The sequence below is a fragment of the Hyalangium minutum genome (assembly GCF_000737315.1).
GTDB lineage: Bacteria > Myxococcota > Myxococcia > Myxococcales > Myxococcaceae > Hyalangium > Hyalangium minutum.
On the sequence record NZ_JMCB01000001.1, the window covers coordinates 491,646 to 511,535 of the forward strand.

The 19,890-nt window shown below is 68.6% G+C and carries 15 protein-coding genes; 6 read left to right on the forward strand and 9 right to left on the reverse strand.

What is annotated here, in order from left to right; all coding sequences use genetic code 11:
• Positions 1–148: 148 nt before the first annotated feature.
• The 4 genes from DB31_RS01750 to DB31_RS01765 all read right to left on the reverse strand — a co-directional run bounded on the left by DB31_RS01750 (position 149) and on the right by DB31_RS01765 (position 4,413).
• Complete coding sequence (locus tag DB31_RS01750) at positions 149–1,309, reverse strand: hypothetical protein (RefSeq protein ID WP_052419644.1); 1,161 nt, start codon at positions 1,307–1,309, stop codon at positions 149–151.
• 55 nt (positions 1,310–1,364) lie between these two features.
• Positions 1,365–2,363: an Rpn family recombination-promoting nuclease/putative transposase gene (locus DB31_RS01755; RefSeq protein ID WP_044181064.1), complete on the reverse strand. Its 999-nt coding sequence runs from the start codon at positions 2,361–2,363 to the stop codon at positions 1,365–1,367.
• A 177-nt stretch (positions 2,364–2,540) separates the two neighbouring features.
• Complete coding sequence (locus DB31_RS01760; RefSeq protein ID WP_044181067.1) at positions 2,541–2,972, reverse strand: DUF2383 domain-containing protein; 432 nt, start codon at positions 2,970–2,972, stop codon at positions 2,541–2,543.
• A gap of 118 nt (positions 2,973–3,090) precedes the next feature.
• Positions 3,091–4,413: an amidohydrolase gene (locus DB31_RS01765; protein ID WP_420806659.1), complete on the reverse strand. Its 1,323-nt coding sequence runs from the start codon at positions 4,411–4,413 to the stop codon at positions 3,091–3,093.
• Positions 4,414–4,592: 179 nt separating this feature from the next.
• Between DB31_RS01765 and DB31_RS01770 the strand changes: the two genes are divergently transcribed.
• From DB31_RS01770 to DB31_RS01785, 4 genes are all read left to right on the forward strand, one after another.
• On the forward strand, positions 4,593–5,513 hold the full coding sequence (locus DB31_RS01770) for a DUF2380 domain-containing protein (RefSeq protein ID WP_169786999.1): 921 nt from the start codon (positions 4,593–4,595) through the stop codon (positions 5,511–5,513).
• Positions 5,507–7,000: a hypothetical protein gene (locus DB31_RS01775; RefSeq protein ID WP_157231744.1), complete on the forward strand. Its 1,494-nt coding sequence runs from the start codon at positions 5,507–5,509 to the stop codon at positions 6,998–7,000. The genes DB31_RS01770 and DB31_RS01775 overlap by 7 nt, the downstream gene beginning before the upstream one ends.
• A 105-nt stretch (positions 7,001–7,105) precedes the next feature.
• Complete coding sequence (locus DB31_RS01780) at positions 7,106–8,746, forward strand: long-chain fatty acid--CoA ligase (RefSeq protein ID WP_044181075.1); 1,641 nt, start codon at positions 7,106–7,108, stop codon at positions 8,744–8,746.
• Between the two features lie 10 nt (positions 8,747–8,756).
• Positions 8,757–8,972, forward strand: a complete 216-nt coding sequence (locus DB31_RS01785) for a hypothetical protein (protein ID WP_044182180.1) — start codon at positions 8,757–8,759, stop codon at positions 8,970–8,972.
• 170 nt (positions 8,973–9,142) lie between these two features.
• Here the strand turns inward: DB31_RS01785 and DB31_RS01790 are convergent, their stop codons facing one another.
• Positions 9,143–10,474: an Ig-like domain-containing protein gene (locus DB31_RS01790; protein WP_044181078.1), complete on the reverse strand. Its 1,332-nt coding sequence runs from the start codon at positions 10,472–10,474 to the stop codon at positions 9,143–9,145.
• 181 nt (positions 10,475–10,655) lie between these two features.
• Here DB31_RS01790 and DB31_RS01795 point away from each other — a divergent pair, with 181 nt between their 5' ends.
• Positions 10,656–12,083, forward strand: coding sequence for a M20 family metallopeptidase (locus DB31_RS01795; protein WP_044181081.1), 1,428 nt, complete (start codon positions 10,656–10,658; stop codon positions 12,081–12,083).
• Between the two features lie 54 nt (positions 12,084–12,137).
• Here DB31_RS01795 and DB31_RS51150 read toward each other — a convergent pair whose 3' ends face one another.
• The 4 genes from DB31_RS51150 to DB31_RS01815 all read right to left on the reverse strand — a co-directional run bounded on the left by DB31_RS51150 (position 12,138) and on the right by DB31_RS01815 (position 18,034).
• Positions 12,138–12,704: a hypothetical protein gene (locus tag DB31_RS51150; protein ID WP_044181083.1), complete on the reverse strand. Its 567-nt coding sequence runs from the start codon at positions 12,702–12,704 to the stop codon at positions 12,138–12,140.
• A 91-nt stretch (positions 12,705–12,795) separates the two neighbouring features.
• Positions 12,796–14,907 carry an ELWxxDGT repeat protein gene (locus tag DB31_RS44410; protein WP_052419645.1) on the reverse strand — a complete coding sequence of 704 codons (2,112 nt, stop codon included), beginning with the start codon at positions 14,905–14,907 and terminating at the stop codon, positions 12,796–12,798.
• Between the two features lie 71 nt (positions 14,908–14,978).
• Positions 14,979–17,345 carry a GMC family oxidoreductase N-terminal domain-containing protein gene (locus tag DB31_RS01810; protein ID WP_075305819.1) on the reverse strand — a complete coding sequence of 789 codons (2,367 nt, stop codon included), beginning with the start codon at positions 17,343–17,345 and terminating at the stop codon, positions 14,979–14,981.
• Between the two features lie 20 nt (positions 17,346–17,365).
• A complete protein-coding gene (locus DB31_RS01815) occupies positions 17,366–18,034 on the reverse strand; it encodes an EF-hand domain-containing protein (RefSeq protein ID WP_044181087.1) in 669 nt (222 codons plus the stop codon).
• 287 nt (positions 18,035–18,321) lie between these two features.
• Here DB31_RS01815 and DB31_RS01820 point away from each other — a divergent pair, with 287 nt between their 5' ends.
• A complete protein-coding gene (locus DB31_RS01820; protein WP_044181091.1) occupies positions 18,322–19,827 on the forward strand; it encodes a cyclic nucleotide-binding domain-containing protein in 1,506 nt (501 codons plus the stop codon).
• The last annotated feature ends 63 nt before the right edge of the window (positions 19,828–19,890 follow it).

The window sequence follows — 19,890 nt, forward strand, 5'->3', positions numbered from 1 at the left end:
AAAGCACTGCCCTCGTTGCCGGTCGGGGAGCAACGGGGGCAGTGAATGAGGTTGATGCGACTCTCTTGGGTTTTCGAGCGGGCTTGGCGGGAAGTTGCTTCACCAAGAGAACCTGAGGAACTCCGGGGCATTAGAGACCTCGCAGGTCCTATGGGTCGACGCGCCAGGCCTGCTCCACCAGAGCCTCCAGGCTGGAGGACTGCTCCGTCCAGCCGCGCATGCCGGCGTTTCCCATGCCGCGCTTCCAGATAAAGGTCCGCAGCACATTGCGGACCCTCTCGGCGTCCGGGCCTTGGCTCTGGAGATCGGCCCTGCGGGCGCGCTCACGCAACCGCTCCCAAGCCTCATCCGGCAGGTGCGGAGGATCCTCGGTGTTCTCCGTCAGCCGGTGGACGCGGAGCTCGTGGGCCAACTCGATCAAGCCCGCGCGGGCCTCGCTCGCCACCTCCGAGGCGGAAAGACGGGCCTCAGGGGAGAGCTCGTAGGCCCAAAGCCACCACGCCAGCTTCACGCACTCGGGGGGCGTGGGCTCGACGGGGCGGATACGGACTCGGACGAGCACCTCCAGTTGCTTGCGCGCCTGGGTGCGCCAGAACTCAGCGCAGAGCAGGTGCTCGGGGCCGTTCCTCGGCGGGAGGAGGAGAGGCCGCTCGGCCCGCTTGCGCAGATCCGCCACCAGCCCGCTCGTGCGATCGACTCCCGAGAGCCGGGACCAGGCCTGTGCAAGGGCCACCTCTCCGCCAGACCACTGGCGGCGCAATGTGTCCACCTGGTCGACATGGAAGGGCAGACGCTCCTCGGGATCGAACGGATGAGCGAAGACGGTCGCCAGGATGCGTCCAAACGAGGTGAGCTCGCGGACGCAGGGCAGTTCCTGCGGGAGCAGCAACAGGGCGGTGGCCCAGCGCTGCTCGGGAGGCACCTCGCGAGGAACTGTGAGCACCCACTGCTCCAATTCCTGGAGCAACTCCGGGAGGGGCTCCTTTGGGCTGCGGACGAGGCGCTGGGCCACGGCCTGCACCAGCTTTTCCCGAAGCGCCTGCACGTCGCGAAGAAGCCGGACGGTAGGGCTGGACGAGGGCCACGCCTCGGCCTGGGCGCGGCGCAGTGCGGAAGTGAGCGTCTCCTCCACGCGCGTCTGCGCTTCCCTGGCTTCGCGGAGCGGCGTCAGGTCGTCGCGCAGCCGCTCTTCCCAGAGCTTTGCTCCCAGCGCTTCCAGCAAGGTCCGGTAGCGGAGCCGAGCGGACTCCAGTAGCTCCGCCCGGCCCTCCAAGCGCAGCCGATACTCGTCCGCGACGGGCCGTCCCATGTCCCAGGACTATAATCCGTGCGCGGCGAGAGAAGGCGTTCCGCGCTATGCCGGGCTACCAGACTTCCGAGAGGCGAGTAGCGGTTGCGGCGCGGCGGAACCAGCGATCCAAGGTGTCCAGATCCGAGCAAGCCAACACGCGCTGGCGGGCCTTCGCGGTCACGGCGATGCCACGTACTTCCAGAATCCGCAGCACTCCCTCGGCCCGCTCCAAAGCCCGCCCCTTGAGCAGCCCCTCTTCCAGCCCGATCGCCCGGCCTTCCTCACGGAGTATCTGCCCCATGGTCTTCATCCACGCCTCCGTTTGCTTCTCGCCTGCTACCGAATCTAGCACCCGCCGGACCTCGTGGCTTGCACCTGGACCTCCAACTTCCAGCAGGTAGTGCACCACCGCACGCAGTTCCTTCGGTCCCTCGGGAGTCGCATACACCTCAGCGAACAATCCCTTCCAAGCCAGCAGTCGCTGCGCCAGCTCTTGGCTTCGTCCCCCTCGCAGAAGCACCAGCACCAGCCTCACCAGCGGGGGCCCCCACCGCGCCCGCAGCGCCTCTTCCCGCTCACGCGTCAGGTCATCCACCAGATACTCAAAGCGCGGAACCACACCCCGCCACCACTCCGTTGCTTCGCCCTCCGGCAGCGGAAACAGCGACTCCAACTGCCTCGCCGCTGTCCACCCTCCGTTGGCCCCGTGGAACATCACTACCGGAATGATGACGGGCAGTACCTCGCTCTTCGGATGCTTCTGACGCCAGTGCACCAGCTGGCGCACCACGTACTGCAGCATCCTCAGCGCCATCCATCGATCCACAGTCGATTGGTGCTCTAGCAACAGGTAGAGCAGCAACGGCTCCCCGCCATGAAGTCGGGCCGAGAACAACAAGTCGCTCTGGCTCTCCCGGAGTTCCTCGTCCACCACGCTGCCGGACTCGCGCCGCAGGCTGCTCCAATCGATCTGCGCCACCACCTGGGGCGGCAAGACCGCGCGGAGCTCCGCCGCTGCTCGCTCGGGGTGCTCAAACGTGAAGCGCACCAGTTGATCGTGAGGACCCGGCATCGAGGCCCGGTGCCCAGCACGAGGCGTGCCAACCTCGCGACACAACGGCAAGGCAGGCACGCCCCGAGCGGTCAGTGCGCAGCTCTCCCTCTCTCTGAGCCGAGCGCCGCCGCGAACCGTCTCTCCCCGTGGACGGGGGGTCCATCCCGCGGGACGGTCCCCCTCCCCTACGACTCGTCAGTGCAGCGTCCGCTTCAGGCGGCTCATCCGCTCGTGCGTGCGCTTCTGCTTGGGCAGCAACTCCATGCGGACGAAGCGGCGTGCATCCCCGTGCACCTGATCCGCGTCCCGCTGGTAGTCCGCCAGGCCGTGGTCCTCGCCCTCCTCCAGCACCTGGATGGCGGCCTTGTCACCGATCAGATCCGCGCCGCCCTGCACCACCTTCGCGAAGATCCCCCAGGGCCCCGAGCCCTCGGCCGGCTTGCCGCCCAGCCTCTCGATACGCTCCCGGATCGCCGCTACGCGCTCCTCGTGATCCTTCTGGCAGTCTTCCAACTGAGAGCGCAGCCGTTCGTCCGAGATGCGTCCGATCGCTTGGCGATACGTCTCCACCGCGGAGATCTCCCCCCGCAGGAACGAGTTGAGCGTCTCGACTTCATTTTGAGCCATGCGTTTCCTCCTCGTGGAGTTGTCCGCGAAAAGGTGCGGCATTCCCCACGAGCGGCAACAGCCGCCCCCCCCCACGCTCCTCAAGAGGGCAACAAGGAGCCCGTCCGCCCGTCCGCCCTCAAGGCTTGCCCAGCAGCTCCAGCGCACCCGTCACCAGCGTGGTGACGCCCGTGCGCAGCGTCCGCTCCCGATCCGGAGCAAACAGCCCCGAGTGCAACGACGGCAGTACCTCCCCCGCCTTCTGTGCCGCCTGGTGCTTGGACGGCTCCACCGTGCCGATCCACAGCATCACCGCCGGTACTCCCGCGCGGCCGTACTCGGAGAAGTCCTCGCCTCCCATCGTCGGGGTGCCCTCGCGCACGTTCTGCGCCCCCAGCGCCCGGCCCACCACCGGCACCAGCCGCTTCATCAGCTCCGGATCGTTGTACGTGGCCGACGTGCCCTCGGTGATGGCGATGGAGGGCGGACGCGGCGAGCCGGCCGCCATGGATTCGCCCTTGGCGATGCGCTCGATGGCCTCGAGGATCTGCTTGCGCACCTCCGGCTTGTACGTGCGCACCGTGAGCTGGAGCTTCACCTCATCCGGGATGATGTTGTGCTTCGTCCCTCCGTGGATGGAGCCCACCGTCACCACCGCAGGCTCCAGCGGGCTCTTCTCGCGGCTGACAATCGTCTGCAGCGCCAGCACCGTCCGAGCCGCCAGCAGCACCGGATCCACCGTGGTGTGCGGGTACGCCCCGTGCCCACCCTTGCCATAGAGCGTGACGTCCACCGAGTCCACGCTCGCCAGCGCGTAGCCCGGCACGTACTCCACCGTCCCAGCCGCCGCGCTGGCCGAGTTGTGCACCGCCAGCGCGAAGTCCGGCTTGGGGAAGCGCTGGAAGAGCCCAGCCGCCAGCATCGTCCGCGCCCCCGCGCCCGCCTCCTCGGCAGGCTGCCCCACCATCATCACCGTCCCCCGCCACCGATCCTTGGAGCGAGCCAGCAGCGTCGCGGCCCCCACCCACGCCGTCATGTGCACGTCATGCCCGCAGGCGTGCATCACCGGCACGCTCTGCCCCGACGGATCCTTCGCCTTCACCTTGCTCGCGTGCGGCAGCCCCGTCTTCTCCTCCACCGGCAGCGCGTCCAGGTCCGTGCGCAGCATCACCGTGGGGCCCTTGCCGTTGCGCAGAATGCCCACCACACCGTGCCCACCCACCTTCTGCGTCACCTCGAAGCCCAGGGCGCGCAGCCGCTCGGCCATCTTCGCGGCCGTCTTCTCCTCCTGCGTGGACAACTCCGGGGACTGGTGAAGGTTCAGGTAGAGCGCGTCGAGTTCCGGGTACAGCGCGTCCAGCCCCTGCAGCGCCGCCGGAGCGGAAGGAACCGGCTCCGCGGCAAGCGCGCTCCCTGCCAGCGCGAGAAGAGCGAACACCCACCGAGCAGACCGTCGCAGCACGTTTCCTCCCAGTTCCGAGATGGACCCGGTGATTACCACAGCCGCGCTCCCGGGTCGGGCCCCAAGCTCCACCCAGGAGGTCCCCCCTTTCTCGGCCTCATGGGGATGCAGTACGTTCCCCGCCCATGCGCCATTGGTGGTGGTTGTGCCTCCTGCCTGCGCTGTGCTGGGCCGAGCCCTTGAAGCTCGCCGTCCCGGGTCTGTCCGTCGTCGACGTGGACTCCCAGCGCACCACCTTCCTGGCCGAGCACCTCGCCCAGGAGCTCTCCGACGAGGGCGCGCAGGTGGTGAGCTCCCAGGACCTCGCGGTGATGCTGGGCCTGGACCGCCAGCGCCAGCTGATGGGCTGCTCCGGGGGCAAGTGCATCACCGAGCTGACCAGCACCTTGGGCGTGGATGCGCTGGTGACCGGAGAAGTGGCCCGCCTGTCAGGCGAGCGCTTCCAGCTCAACCTGCGCATGCTCGACGCCACCACGGGCCAGCGCGTGAAGACGTACACGAAGCGCGTGGTCGGCTTCGAGAAGATCCTCGACGAGATGTCCAAGGCGGCGCGGATCTTTGTCATCGCGGGCAACAAGAAGTTTGGCCGGAACTCGTCGCGCCAGAATCCCGTCACAAGCCCCCGTGTGGAGCCTCGCACGCCCTCGCCCACCCAGGCGCCCGTGGCGGAAGCATCCCCTCTCGAGACATCTCCTGAACCACAGCCGGACGCCACCGAGCCCCCGCCCGCCCCCGCGCCCACGGCCACTGTGCCCCGCCAGCCGGTTCAGCCCACCAGCTCGGTGCGCCAGTGGGCCTGGTTGCCCATGGCCGCGGGCGGCGTCGCCCTGGGCACGGGGGTCTTCTTCTTCCTCGGCGCCGATGCCAAATACAAGGAGCTGACGGACGGAGAGGATCGCTCCATTCAAGCCGCCCGTGCCATCAAGGACTCCGGAAAGAACCAGCAGAACCTGGCGCGGATCGGCCTCAGCGTGGGCGTCACGCTGCTCGTCACAGGCGGGGCCATGGCGCTGGTCGGCGGGCCGACCTCGCTGGAGCCACAGGTGTCGGTGGGGCAGAACCGGGTCTCTCTGGGCTTCGCGGGGGAACTGCCATGGTGAATTCGAGACTCCTGAGGTGGGGAGGACTGCTCGCCTTCGTGGGCTGTCTTGTGGCGGTCACCAATTGTCATGACTTCGAGGAGGCCTTCGAGGCCTGCAAGGCCAACGGCGACTGCTTCCCCGATGAAGACAATGACGGCGTGGCCGATGCGTTCGACGGCTGCCCCAGCGACAAGAAAGCGCCCCTCGCGGGAGATCTGCGGGCGGGCAAGTGCGACCCGTCTTCCCAGCTGTGTCTGAGGCACGAGTGCCCCATCGAAGGGGATTACGAGTTCTCCGGGCTCTGGGGGAGCAGTGCCACGGACGTGATCCTGGCGGCACGCTCGCTGTCCTTGAGCCCGGCTTGGTTCGTCCGCTTCGGCGGCACCACCTTCACCTCGGAGGAGGTCGCGGACACGGGCTTCCAGCCGTGGCGGCTCCACGGCTCCAGCGCCACCAACCTGTGGGCCATCAATGAGTCCGCCGGCGCCTGCAGCGTCCGCAAGCTCGCCGTGGCACTCCCAGACGGGGGGCCAGACGATGGCGGCGTGGTCACAGCCCCGGATCCAGAGGATGGCGGCGTGGTCACAGCCCCAGATGTCGATGCAGGCACCGATGCAGGCACGGGTGGCTCCCCGGATTCGGGGACGGGTGGACCGGCAGACTCGGGGACCGTGGTGACTCCAGATGCAGGCCCCATCGACAACACGGACGCGGGCCCCATCGACAACACGGACGCGGGCCCCATCGACAACACGGACGCGGGCGTGGACGGAGGAACGGGGAGCCCAGATGCTGGCACTGGCACGGTGAATTGCCCGTCGCCCGTCTACCGCTTCACGGACGGCACTTGGACGCAGGTCGCTTACGGAGACGGCACCTCCCAGCTCCAGCCTCCGGCGATCTTCGCGGCGGAGCCCTCAAAGGCTTGGGCGGCGGCAAAAACTGGTGATGTCGTGCGGTGGGACAATGGCTCCTGGAGCGCCGAGCCTCTGAACCTGGGCACAGGCGCCGCTCCCAAGGCCTTCTGGGGAGATGTGGCGGCACCTCGGTTCGCCGTGGGCGCGGACAGCCGCCAGAGCGCCGCCACCTGGCAGCGCACGAGCAACACCTGGAGCGGCCCTGCGACGCTCTCCTCGGGTCCCTTCATCGCCATCTCAGGACCGAGCGAGGACCACCTCTACGCGGCCACGGCCTCCTCCGTGTTCAAGTGGAACCGGACCACCTCCCAGTGGGACCTCGACACCCCCGCCTCCGGACAGGCCACGATCCAGGACCTGTGGGTGAGCGGGGATGGAAGCGAGGTGTGGGTCGCCCTCAACAGCGCAACCGTCCTGCGAAAGCAGGGCCCGGACTGGCAGATGCTCACCCTGCCCGTGGCGCCCACCTTCATGGCGTACCGCATCATCGGCTTCGATACCCCGGACAAGGACTTGTGGATCACCGGCACGCATGACTCTCAGGCCTTCAAGGGCACCATCGCGTACCACTTCTCGCGCCAGCCATAGCCGCGCGAGAGCAGCCCCTCCGTCCCGGCATCTCCGGTAGCATGCGCTCCACCACCGCGGCGGCTCACCCGCCTCGGCCACACCTATGCCTGGGGGACTGCGCTGATGCTCACCGGACGGATGATGGACTTCCCGCTCACCCTCACCCATTTCCTGGAGCGGGCTCGAACCTTCCACGGACGCTCCGAGATCGTCAGCCGGCGGCCTGATCGCTCGCTCCACCGCTATACCTACGCTGACTTCTATCGGCGCACGTGTCAGCTCGCCCAGGCCCTGCGGCGGCTCGGCGTGAAGCCGGGAGACCGCGTCGCCTCGCTCTGCTGGAACCACCATCAGCACCTGGAGCTCTACTTCGCCGTGCCCACCATGGGCGCCGTCCTCCACACGCTCAACCTGCGCCTGCACCCGAACGATCTCGGCTACATCGCCCGCCACGCCGAGGACCGCATCCTCGTGGTGGACCGCTCGCTGCTGCCGCTCTTCGAGAAGTTCGAGGGCTCCGTGCGCTCCATCGAGCGCGTCATCGTCATCCCGGATGACGGACCTGCCCCCAGCAACCGCCTGGATTACGAGCAGCTGCTGGCCGCCGAGCCCGACTCCTTCGACTTCCCCGCGCTCGAGGAGCGCTCCGCGGCGATGCTCTGCTACACCTCGGGCACCACCGGCAACCCCAAGGGCGTCCTCTACAGCCACCGCTCCATCGTCCTGCACACGCTGGCCTGCTGCCTGCCAGACGTGCTGGGCGTCAACGAGCACGATGCCGTGCTCCCCGTGGTCCCCATGTTCCACGCCGCCGCATGGGGCCTGCCGTTCGACGCGGTGGCCACCGGTGCGAAGCTCGTCATGCCCGGGCCGCACCTGGATCCCACCTCGCTGCTGGACCTGATGGCCCAGGAGAAGGTGACCATCGCTGGCGGAGTCCCCACCATCTGGCTCGGCATCCTGGCGATGCTCGACCAGGAGCCGAAGCGCTGGGACCTGCGCTCCATCCGCAGCATGGCCATCGGCGGCTCGGCGGCTCCGCCCGCGATGATTGACGGCTTCCAGAAGCGCCACGGCCTCACTGTGACGCACGCGTGGGGCATGACGGAGATGAACCCCGTGGGGACGCTCGCGAAGCTGAAGAAGAACCACGCCGACGCCGACGACGCCACGAAGCTCGCGGTGCGCTCCTCCCAGGGCTATCCCCTGCCCTTCGTCGAGCAGCGCCACGTGAGCGACTCGGGTGAGCTCCTCCCGTGGGACGGCTCCACCATGGGCGAATTGGAGGTGCGCGGGCCCTGGGTGGCCTCGTCGTACTACGGGGACGAGGGCAAGGATCGCTTCACCTCGGACGGCTGGTTCAAGACGGGTGACGTCGTCACCATCGATCGCGACGGCTACCTGCGCATCACCGACCGCTCCAAGGACGTCATCAAGTCCGGCGGCGAGTGGATCAGCTCGGTGGCACTGGAGAACGCGCTCATGGCACACCCGGCGGTGCTGGAGGCGGCGGTGTTCGCCGGCCGTCATCCCCGGTGGGACGAGCGCCCGCTGGCGGCGGTGGTGTTCAAGCCGGGGCAGTCCGCGACGCGCGAGGAGCTGTCCGCCCACCTGGAGAAGCACTTCGCCAAGTACTGGCTGCCAGACGCCTACCTCTTCGTGCCGCAAATTCCCCGCACGTCCACGGGCAAGTTCCTCAAGACGAAGCTGCGCGAGGAGTTCGGCGACTACCTCCTCAAGAACCCGCAGTCCTCGAACGCGTAGAATGGGCGCCATGCTCACCCTGAAAGACCGCGCGGGGCTCGACTCGGAGCGTCTGGCTGCGCTGAAGACCGAGCTGGACGGCCTGACGATCCTGCAGGACGTCATCCGGTGGGGCTTCGCGCAGACGCCCCCGAGCGACGTGGCGGACGTCGTCATCCAGGACGAGTTCACCCACGATGTGGTGCTCCCGTGGCGGGACGTCTTCCTGGTGTTCGACACCACCTGACTGGGTGGAGTGAACGCGGTCTCCGTGTGGGACCACAAGCCAACGGCGGATGAGCTGCTGGACGCCCGGCTCGCTTCGGGCTGGGCGCCCACCCCCACCTCCACGCAAGAGGGCGAACAGATCCTTGGGCACGCCGCCTGCCGCGTGCCTGCGGTTCGCTGAGGCGCCGCTCAGTTGTTGAGCGCGCCCCCGAGGATCCACGAACGGATGCGCGTGATCAGCCCCGGGTTGTCCACGAAGTAGCTCGGGTTGTTCTGGGGCATCCGCGTGCCGCAGGTTCCCTCGATCTTCCTCACCAGGAGCGAGTTGGCCGGCTGGCCCACCCGGACTCGCTGGATGGCCGTGGTCCCGCTGCACCGGTTGGTGCCGCTCACCCCCACGAGGTTGCTGTAGGAGCTCCCCGCCAGCAGATTCATCCCGCCGCTGGGGGACGTGTTGTCGTGGCAGCTCGTCGTGCACTGGGCCCAGATGGGCTGAATGTCCGCGGTGTACTTGGGCACCGTGGTCTTCACGGAGACGGAGCGCGTCACGGAGGCCACCCCATCGGACACGGTGACCTGGATGCTGTAGGTGGTGTCCGCGGAGATATCCCCCGAGCGCCAGCTCGCCGCCGCGCTGCTCGCGTTCGTGAAGGTGCCCGAGCCCGACGGGTTGGTGCGCCACGAGTACGTCAGCGGGTCCCCATCCGGATCCGTGGCTCCAATGGAGAGCGCCGCGGTGTCTCCGGCCAGCACCGTCCCGGGCGCGGTGATGGCCGCATCCACCACGGGCGGCCGGTTCGCGGACGCGACGTTCGCCACCTGCACGTCCACCGTGCTCTGCGTCGTCCCGCCCTTGCTGTCCGAGACCACCACCCGCAGCGTGAAGGGGGTGTTCGCCGAGAGCAGGGGCGCCTTCCACGCGGGCGTCGCCGTGTTCCCATTCGTGAACGTCCCGGCTGGAGCCGGCGGCGACACCTGGGACCACGTGTACGTGAGCGCGTCCCCCTTGGGATCGCTCGCCGTCACCGAGAGGTTCGTGCTCTGGCCCTCGTTGACCGTGACGGGGCTCGCCGTCACCGCGGAGATGACCGGCGGGAGATCCATGCCGATCGAGAAGGCGATGGGCGCCGAAGAGCTGGTGTTGCCCGCCGCATCCTGGGCCACGGCGATGATCCGATAATCCCCCTCGGGCCGGGTGCTCGTGTCCCAGACACACGAGAACGTGGACCCCGAGCTCTTCTCGACCGTATCCGCGCATGCCAGCGTGGGCCCCACGAAGAACTGCACCCGGGCCACGCGCCCCGAGTCGTCCTCCGCCACGGCCTCCAGCGTGACCTGTCCAGAGAGGGACGCCCCCGCGGTGATGCCTCCTGTGAGCTCCACCCGGCTCGGCGCCACCTCATCCACCGTCGGCAGCGGCTCTTCCTCCGAGCCACAGCTCAGCGCGCCCCACCCCACGAGCACCACGGCACAGGACGCGATCCGCCAGCTCCGATAGGACCCCCGGCGTAACTCCCGCATTGTGTTTCCTCCCTGAAAACTCGGGCGGGCTCTAACACACCCTGTTCGCCACCTCCTAAACGGGCCCAGGCCCCCTCCTAGACGTGGCGCGTCAAACGGGGAGGCAGCCAGCGGAGCGGCTGATCTTTGGAGCAGCAAGAGGGGTCTTGCATTGGGGCGGGGTACGTAGTGGATAAGGCGCATGAACCACACCACCGCCTTGGCCTCCGCCGACAGCATCTGGGAGAAGGAGATCCTCCCGCAGCTCGAGCGCTACATCCGCATCCCCAACAAGTCCCCCGCCTTCGAGCCCGACTGGGTGAAGAAGGGGCACATGGAGCAGGCGGTGAAGCTGATCTCGGACTGGGCCCAGACGCAGGCGGCCCACATCCCGGGACTCAAGGTGGAAGTGGTGCAGCTGCAGAATGAGAAGGGCGAGCCGCGCACCCCCGTCATCTTCATGGAGATCCCCGGCGACGGGAAGGACACCGTCCTGCTCTATGGCCACCTGGACAAGCAGCCGGAGATGACGGGCTGGCGCCAGGGCCTGAGCCCCTGGGAGCCGGTGCGCGAGGGCGACAAGCTCTTCGGCCGCGGCGGCGCGGATGATGGGTACTCCTCCTTCGCCTCGTTGGCGGCCATCCGCCTGCTGAAGGAACAGAAGCTGCCCCACTCGCGCTGTGTCGTCATCATCGAGGCGTGCGAGGAGAGCGGCTCGTACGACTTGCCGGCCTACATCGAGGCGCTGGCGCCGCGCATCGGCCAGCCGTCCCTGGTGGTGTGCCTGGACTCGGGCTGCGCCAACTACGAGCAGCTGTGGATGACCACCAGCCTGCGCGGCCTGGTGTCCGGCAACCTGCGCGTGGACATCCTCACCGAGGGCGTGCACTCGGGTGACGCCAGCGGCATCGTCCCCTCCTCGTTCCGCGTCCTGCGCCAGCTGCTGGATCGCGTGGATGACGTGGCCACCGGCCGCGTGCGCATCGAGGGCCTGCACGTGCAGATTCCGCCCGCGCGCCTGGAGCAGGCCAAGGCGGTGGCGCAGGTGCTGGGCCAGGAAGTCTATGACCGCTTCCCGTGGGTGCAGGGCTCCCGGCCAGTGACGAACGATGGCACGGAGCTGATCCTCAACCGGACGTGGCGGCCGGCGCTGTCCATCACCGGCTCTGAGGGCATGCCGGCGCTGGGGAGCGCGGGCAACGTGCTGCGGCCCTTCACCTCGCTGAAGCTGAGCATGCGGATTCCTCCGCGGCTGGATCCGGCGGCGGCGACGAAGGCGCTCAAGGAGGCGCTGGAGAGCAACCCGCCGTACGGCGCCAAGGTGACGTTCGAGGGCGAGAAGGCCAGCGCGGGCTGGGACGCGCCGGCGCTGGCGCCGTGGCTGGAGAAGGCCACCGCCGAGGCCAGCCAGGCCTTCTTCGGCAAGCCCTTCATGGCCATGGGCGAGGGCGGCACCATCCCGTTCATGGAGATGCTGGGCAAGAAGTTCCCCGAGGCCCAGTTCCTCATCACCGGCGTGCTGGGGCCGAGTTCGAACGCGCACGGGCCGAACGAGTTCCTCCACATCCCCACCGGCAAGAAGCTCACCGCCGCCGTGGCCAGCGTGGTGGCCACGCACTTCAAGCGCTAGATGTGAAGCGAAGGCGCCGCCCCGATCCTGGGGCGGCCCCTGAAGGCCAGGGCCTCACTGCGTGGGAGGACCTGCCTGTGCCGGGGCCAGCTCGAGCCGCTGCTGACGCATCCGCTCCATGCGCTCCCGGTAGGAGTCGAGGAGCCCGTCCAGGCGATTGACCTCCGCCACATCTCCCCGGGCGTGGGCCTCCTCGCGCTGCCGCTCCAGTTCCTTGGCGCCTCGCTCCGCCAGCTCGGCGGCACGCAGGCCCGCGGACAAGAGGCTGTTCTTGAGCTGGCCCCGCTGCTGGTCGGTCAGGTTCGTGAGCTGGGAGTACACGGGAACCGCCGGCGCCGTGGGTGACGGCTCCGTGGGCTTCGCCACGGGTGTGGGCGCTGAGGCCACGGGAATCGCCACGGGGCTGGGCGGAGGCGGCGCGACAGGCTGTGCCGGGCGGCTCAGCGGCACCTGAGGCAGCGTGGGCGGCGGTGACTCCACGGCCACCGGAGCCAGGGCCTCTGAAGCAGGTCCGCTCGGAATGGACACGGACGGCGCGGGCCACAGCCAGGTGCCCAGCACGGCTGCGAGGAGCAGCACAGCACCACCGATGGGCAGGAGGAGGTAGGCAGGAAGTCTCATGGCGGAGGCGACCTGGAAGTCTACCCTCCTATTCAATGAAGTGGTTCACATTGAACTGAGCAGGCGAGCAGGAGGCCCTTCGCGCCCTTACCTAAGAGCCTTCTCGTTGGCCCCGCCTCGAAAGGGGCCGTAGCCGGGTCAGCGCCAGCAGCACGAGCAGCGCGCCCCATGCGGAGGTCCCTCCAGGAAGTGACTTGCAGGAGCAGCCGGAGTCTTCGCCCGGCTCGCTCCCCTCGGGCAGCTCCACCGTTACCCCGAAGCGGCAGGTGCGGGTGTTGCCCGCAGCGTCCTTGATCGTGACCACCACCGGAGTGCTCTCTCCTGGCGTGAACAGAGTGCCAGGAGGCGGATCGAACTCGATCGTCACCGGCGGCGAGACCGCTTCCACCGCCTGGACTTCGGGATACGGAACCTCGACAGGCTCCGGCCCCGTCGCCTCGATAAAGATGTTCCGGGGGCACGTCACCCTCGGCGGCACCGTGTCTCGCACCGTCACCTGGAAGGTGCAGCTACCCGTGTTGCCCACTTCATCCTGCGTGGACACCGTCACCGGCGTCACGCCCAGCGGGAAGATGCTCCCAGGTGCATGGCTGTACACCAGCTCGAGTTCCTCGGTGATGTCATCCACCGCCGTGGCCGCGAACGGCACCGCCACTCCTGTGCCCGCATCCGCTTCGAACGCAAAGTTGGGCGGACACGTCACCTCCGGAGGAGAACGATCGCAGAGATCCAGCGACCACAGCTCCTCCCCGTGCACCGGATCCCTCGCCGCGAAGTAGAGCTTCAGCCCCACCCGGGTGAACCCTCGCGGAATGGAGCTCTCGGCGCCCGGAGCGATGTCCATCACCTGGACAGTACCTCCCGGCGTCCCGTCGCTCTTCCACAGCTCGATACCGTTCACTCCATCATTCCCGGCGAAGTAGAGCGTGTCGCCCACGCCCTTTCGCTCCAGGACGAACCCACCCTCGGGTGCAGGGCGGATGCGCTTGAGCATGAAGGTGCCCGCATCCGTTCCATCGCTCGTCCAGAGCTCGTCGGCGCCCCCGTCTTCTTCCCCTCGCTGGAAGAAGACCCGGTTGCCCGCCGTCACCAGCCCCACAGGGCCCGGGATGTTCGGCCCCGGATACAGCTCCTTCACCATCCTCGTCCCGCCTGACGTCCCATCGCTCGCCCACACCTCGCGGCCTCGCACCCCGTCGTCCGCCGTGAAGAAGAGCCGGTTGCCCGCCACCTGGAGCTCCGACGGCAGCGAGTCCGCCAGCCCATCCCAGATGTCCTTCACTTGGTGGGTGCCCCCTTCCGTCCCGTCACTCGTCCACAGCTCACGCCCTGATGGCTCGCCCTTGTCCGCGTTGAAGTAGAGCCTGCCGCCGAGGGTGACCAGCTCGGCGGGAATGGCGTCGAACTCGCCGATGTCCTTCACCAACACCGCGCCCCCATCCCTCCCCCCATCCGTCGCCTCTGCCTTCCACAGCTCCTGCCCGTGGACGACGTCGTTGGCCGAGAAGAACACCGTGTTGCCCAGCGCCTTGAAGTTGCTCAACACGCTCCCGTTCGGGCCCACGTTGATGTCCCTCAGCAGCACCGGACCCGCGTCCGGCCCCGAAAGCCGCCACGGCTCCTGGCCGTGGACGCCGTCATTCGCCGCGAAGAACAACTGGCCCCCCGCGACCGTCAACTGGCTCGGTTCGGAGCCGGAACTCCCCGGCCACAAGTCACGCACCTGCACGGTGCCATTCTCGGTCCCATCGCTCCGCCACAGCTCCTCGCCACTGCCCGTGCGGGCGACGAAGTAGATCCCGCCGCCGGGCGCGGCCGTCAGCGAGCCCGTGAGCGGCGTGGCCATGGAGCCAGCTGGCCCCGGGACGATGTCCTTCACCCGCCGCGGGCCCGCGTCCGTCCCATCGCTCATCCACAGCTCGGGACCGGTGGAGTCCTCACTCGCGACGAAGTAGAGCTGCCGCTTGGACGCGACCAGGGAGCCCGGCGCCCAGAGCGTGCCCCCGTCCGGAAACGCATCCGAAGGTCCCGGGTTCAGATCCGCCACCAGCGTAGGCGGCGAGCACTGGTTGTCGAGCCTCACGCGCCGTGAGGAGAGGTCTGCGGAGGGCTCGCTCTCTTGCAGCGGCCCGCAGCCCACCGCCACGCCATAGGCCACACCGAGAACGAGGAGGCCATAACGCCACAGCTTTGTCAGGGTCATGAGGGAGAGCCTCGGAGCCGTGTCGATGCCAGCGAGACCCCGCCAGCATAGCCGCGCCCAGACTCACTCCGTCACGTCTCCTCTTCCAGCGATGGCTTCCAGTAAAGCTCGAAGAGTCCTCCCAGGAAGAACTTCCCGAAGCGGGCCACCGCCGACACCTGATCCTGCACGCTCAGCGCATGGGTCACCCGGAAGGTGGAGACCTGACGCGCGAAGTCATCCACCGAGATGCGCACGATGCCCTTGTAGGCCACCGGCGCGTCCGGCGAGTCGCCACGCCGCAGCGTGATGAACAGGGTGGTGGTGTCCTCCCAGAAGTCGATGCCCGGATCGTCCGTGAGCTGCTTGTAGCCCTCGAAGAGGAAGCGCTCGCCGGACTCGGATCGCAGGTGGAGCGTGTAGCGCAGCTGCTTGTACCCGGGCCGATTCGGGTCCTCCACCAGCACATTGAGCGTGCCGTGCGTCACCATCAGCGGCTTGGCAGACAGCCCCGGCGCCTCGATGCAGCCCGTCACCGCCATGGGGTGGCGCGAGTCCGCCAGCATGGCGTTCAAGTCCTCCACCAGCACGGTGATGACGAAGCGCAGCGAAGAGGCCCCCGGGCGATCCGGATTCGCCGCCGCCTGGTACGGCTCGTCCACAGCGGTCGAGATGGTACCGCGCAGGGTCTCCGTGAAGCGCAGGCCCAGAGGCTCCTGAGGCGGCAATTGCTGCGGCGCCTGCATCGGCGCGTAGTCGATGTGCCACCCGTGGCGCCGGGCCAGCCGCGCCACGAAGCGCTCGGACACCGCGGAGATGGTCAGCAGCGGGTTGGCGCCGATGGAGCGGGGAATGACCGCGCCGTCGCAGACGTAGAGCCCCTCGTGGATCTCGGTGCCCTTCTCTCCCGAGAAGACGCGGCCCTCGTGGTCCACCACGCCACCCTCGGCGTCATCCGCCATCACACAGCCACCCAGCGGGTGGGTAACGAGCAGGGCGTTGTCCAGCAGCCGGGCACTCACCGGGTTGCGCACGAAGGTGCCCCCGAGCGCCTCCACGGCCTTGTAGATCTTCTGCTCCGCGCGCAGGTAGCCCTCCTGGCGCCCCGCGCCGGGCCACACCGCGCGCAGCCCGTCTCCCTCCAGCCGCAGCTCCCCTCCCCCATCGTCGTGCGTCATGGCGAAGAGCGTCTGCGTGTTGCGAACGGCTCCGTGGTAGGGCCCGCGGACCAGGCTCTCCGCCACACGGGCGTTCTCCTGAAGTCCGTCGATGAAGCCCTCATCCGTGTCCTGGCCGAGCACGGGGGCCACGGCCGCGAAGAGCGCGGGCAGGGAGCCGCCCAGCGCCGCGGGCACCGCCCCCTCTTCGATGACCATGCCCTCATCGACGTGCTCAGTGCCACGCATGTCGATGATGCCGGTGATGGAGGGGCCCACGGGCTCGGCGTTCTTCACCTCGTGGTCCCCGTAGCTCACCGCGTTCACCGGCACGTCCAGGTTGTACCCGAACGCCATCACGTCCCCGTTGCCGGAGAAGTGCTTGCCCACCTCGTTCGACACGGACAGCCCCGCCGCCCGCGAGCGCAGGAGGATCTCCGTGGAGCCCAGCGTGCCCGCCGCCAGCACCACATGGTCCGCGGTGAGGAACTGGAGCGGCGCGTCGAACAGCTCGCGCCCCATGCCCACCAGCCGGTAGTAGACGCGCCAGTGGCCCTGCCCCCGCTCCACATGGTGCACGGCCACCTGGGAGAACAGCTCCGCGCCGTGGTGCTGCGCGTCCGGCAGGTAGTTCATCTGCAGCGTGTTCTTCGCCCCGACGTTGCAGCCCGTGGCGCAGTCGCCGCACAGGGTGCAGCCCTTCAGCCGGACTCCAGCGGCGTTGACGCTCTCCTTCCAGCTCACCGCCAGCGGCAGGCGGTAGAACTTGCCGCCCGTCTTCTCCGCCGAGCGCTCCAGCGCCTCCAGCTTGCGCAGCGGCGGGTGCGTCTCCGGGTAGGGCTGGGGGTTCAGCGTCCGCTCCACGTGGGTGAAGCAGTCCTCCAACATCCCCGCGCGCAGATCCTCGCGGAACCCGGTGGGCCAGCTGTCCTCATCCAGCACGCGTGGATCCGGCCGCAGCACCACGCCCGCGTTGATGAGAGAGGTGCCGCCCAGGCCACAGCCGGTGACGACGGCCAGGTCACCCAGCAGGTGCAGCGAGAGCATCCCCGTGGGAGAGCCGACCTTCAGCTTCCCGAGCAGCGAGCCGCCAGGGCCCAGGAGCTGGGTCTCTCGCAGCAGCTGGGCGTTGGTGCGCGGAAACTCACCGGGCAGCCGCTCCTTCCCGCGCTCCAGCACACAGACCTTCTGGCCTGCGCGGGCCAGCCGGGACGCGGTGATCGCGCCCCCATAGCCCGAGCCCACCACGACCACGGGCCAGTGCCCACCCAACCTCTCCACAGGAGACGACAGTCGCCGCATTGTGTGTCTTCACGAGCCGCTTATCGGCTCGTCCACCAGTTCTTGAACTGCTTCCAGGAGATCTTCCCGGTGCGATCGGTATCGATGATATCGAAAGCAATCGCCAGTTCCTCGTCGGTGATGTTCTGGCCCAGGGCCTCGAGCAGGCGAGCAAACTCGGCCTGTTCGATGGAGCCGGTCCGGTTGCGGTCGTACTTCTGGAAGATGTCGAGCAGCTCGTTGCCGGAGCTGGTCAGGTCATCCACAGCCGCGTGCTCGGGAGCCAGCGGCTGAATGCCCGCCGAGGTCGTCTCGACGGTCTCCTCCTCGTCGGGGCGCTCGGTCTCCACGGTGGTGCGGGTGGGCTCGGTGGCCGTGACGATCGGGAGCTCCGCTTGCTGAGGAGCCTTGACCTTGGCCGCCGCCTTGGCCGCCGCCTTCTTGGCAGCGCCCTTCCGGACGGCCGCCTTCTTGGCTGCCTGGGGTGCTGCCTTCGGGGCCGCCTTCTTGGCCGCCGCCTTCTTCGGGGCTGCCTTCTTGGCCGCCGCCTTCTTGGCCGCCGCCTTCTTCGGAGCCTTCCCGGCGGCCTTCCGCGCGGGCTTGGCCGCCTTGCGGGCCGACTTCGCGGCCGCCTTCTTGGTAGTGGTCGTGCGCTTCGCGGTCTTCTTCTTCGCCGCAGCTGCCTTCTTGGCTGGCTTCTTCTTCGCCATCGTGACTCCCCTCCCGGAGTTGGCGCCGCATCGTAGCTGTCTGACGCCAGGAGCGTCAGGGATTCGATGCAGTGGCTGCTTCCCCTCGCGCGTCCCTGCTTCCCATCCGAAAGCACCCGCGTTCGGCTCAAACGCGAACTGTCTGGACAGGGACCTCCGCGCGGAGGCGGCTACCCCCTTGAGAGCCCGTATCCCCTTGGAAACTCTAGGGAGTTTGGGTGCACAGCGGCGCGATGCGGGCGTGGCAATGCCCTTGCACAAGGGGCCCGGCAGGAAGGAGCCCGCCCATGTCCCGCATCGCGAACACCGAGGTCATCACCCCGAAGTCCCTGAGCGCCGAGGCACGCAGCCAGCTCATCGATGCCCTCTACGCCGTGCACTGCCAGATCTTCGATGGCGTGGAGCGGGAGTCCTTCGCCAGGTACGTGGTGGAGTCCAAGGCGGAGCACACATGGATTCAGCTCCATAAGAGCGTGGCCGGGGAGCTCGTGGGCTACTTCGCCCTGCACATCTTCGAGCGGCAGCTGAGCGGGGTGCCCACGGCGGTGTTCCGCGCGGAGGCGGGCACGCTGCGCGAGTACCGGGGCGGCAACGTGAACGCGCGCTTCGGGCTGGCGCTGGCGGTGCGCTACCTGCTGAAGAACCCGGGCCGGCGGGCCTACTACCTGGGCTCGCTGGTGCACCCGTCCAGCTACACGCAGTTCGCCAAGTACTGCGGCGAGGTGTGGCCGCGGCAGGACGCGCGGACGCCCCCGGAGCTGCAGACCTTCATGGAGGAGCTGGCCGCCGAGTTCGGCTTGGAGCAGGTGGACGTGACACGCCCCCTGGTGCGCAAGGTGGGCTGGAAGACGCGCGAGACGGAGGCGGAGCGCGAGTACTGGCAGCACTGCGACAAGCCCGCCGCTCGCTTCTTCATCGAGGCCAACCCGGGCTACGTGGAGGGCTCGGGCCTGGTGACGGTGGTGCCGGTGACGGCGGCCACGCTCCTGAGCATGCTGCGCACCCTGGCCGAGCGGAAGCTGCGCGCACCGGTGGACGCCGCCCTGTCGCTGGCGCGCAGGCTGCCGCTGAGTTCTCGGCTGTCCCGCGCGGAGCTCGTCCGCCAGTTGAAGGCCGCGGCGCTTTTCTCCTCGTTCGACGAGGCCACGCTCCGGGCAGTGGCGGCGCGCGCGCAGATCGTCCAGCTGCCCGCGGGGCGCTGCATCTTCCGCCAGGGCGACGCGAGCAACGAGCTGTACCTGCTGGCCCAGGGCGCCGCATACGTGATGGAGGGACGCGAGGAGCAGGTGGTGAACGAGCTGGGTAGCGGGGCCGTGTTCGGGGAGATCGCCATGCTGGCAGGTGAGCCGCGCTCGGCCACGCTGCGCACGGCCACCGCGTCCACGTTGGTGCGCATCCCTCGCGAAGTGCTACTGCCCCTCATCGAGGCCGACACGGGCCTGCGCCAGGGTGTGTGGAGCACGTTCGCCGAGCGCCGCTTCGAGTCCCTGGTACGGGGCTCGGAGCGCTACGGGAAGCTGGGCCGCCAGGGGCGGCGATCGTGGCTACGGCAGGGAGAGCACCGCGAGCTGGCGCCGCAACAGGCACTCACCGTGGAGGCTGGCACGCACCTGCTGGTCCTGTCGGGCACGGTGGAGTTTGCCCACCCGGCACCGCAGGTGGCCGCCCCAGGCGCGTTGCTGCTCGAGGCGCAGCACTTCCTGCGGGTGGTGGCCCTGGAGACGGCGCGCATCGTCCTCCTGCCTCGGGGCGTCGTGCCGGTGCACGAGGCCACCCTGGCGCAGGCCGCATGAAAAAGCCTCCGGTGGGGAGGTCCAGCCGCTGACGCCGTCAGGGCTCGCCTGGACCATGGGGCA

What these genes read in the sequence shown, in the direction of transcription:
- DB31_RS01750 (WP_052419644.1), bottom strand. Translation starts at nt 1,309, where the DNA reads ATGGGACGGCCCGTCGCGGACGAGTATCGGCTGCGCTTGGAGGGCCGG.
- DB31_RS01755 (WP_044181064.1), bottom strand. Translation starts at nt 2,363, where the DNA reads ATGCCGGGTCCTCACGATCAACTGGTGCGCTTCACGTTTGAGCACCCC.
- DB31_RS01760 (WP_044181067.1), bottom strand. Translation starts at nt 2,972, where the DNA reads ATGGCTCAAAATGAAGTCGAGACGCTCAACTCGTTCCTGCGGGGGGAG.
- DB31_RS01775 (WP_157231744.1), top strand. Translation starts at nt 5,507, where the DNA reads ATGGTGAATTCGAGACTCCTGAGGTGGGGAGGACTGCTCGCCTTCGTG.
- DB31_RS01780 (WP_044181075.1), top strand. Translation starts at nt 7,106, where the DNA reads ATGCTCACCGGACGGATGATGGACTTCCCGCTCACCCTCACCCATTTC.
- DB31_RS01785 (WP_044182180.1), top strand. Translation starts at nt 8,757, where the DNA reads ATGCTCACCCTGAAAGACCGCGCGGGGCTCGACTCGGAGCGTCTGGCT.
- DB31_RS01790 (WP_044181078.1), bottom strand. Translation starts at nt 10,474, where the DNA reads ATGCGGGAGTTACGCCGGGGGTCCTATCGGAGCTGGCGGATCGCGTCC.
- DB31_RS01795 (WP_044181081.1), top strand. Translation starts at nt 10,656, where the DNA reads ATGAACCACACCACCGCCTTGGCCTCCGCCGACAGCATCTGGGAGAAG.
- DB31_RS51150 (WP_044181083.1), bottom strand. Translation starts at nt 12,704, where the DNA reads ATGAGACTTCCTGCCTACCTCCTCCTGCCCATCGGTGGTGCTGTGCTG.
- DB31_RS44410 (WP_052419645.1), bottom strand. Translation starts at nt 14,907, where the DNA reads ATGACCCTGACAAAGCTGTGGCGTTATGGCCTCCTCGTTCTCGGTGTG.
- DB31_RS01810 (WP_075305819.1), bottom strand. Translation starts at nt 17,345, where the DNA reads ATGCGGCGACTGTCGTCTCCTGTGGAGAGGTTGGGTGGGCACTGGCCC.
- DB31_RS01815 (WP_044181087.1), bottom strand. Translation starts at nt 18,034, where the DNA reads ATGGCGAAGAAGAAGCCAGCCAAGAAGGCAGCTGCGGCGAAGAAGAAG.
- DB31_RS01820 (WP_044181091.1), top strand. Translation starts at nt 18,322, where the DNA reads ATGTCCCGCATCGCGAACACCGAGGTCATCACCCCGAAGTCCCTGAGC.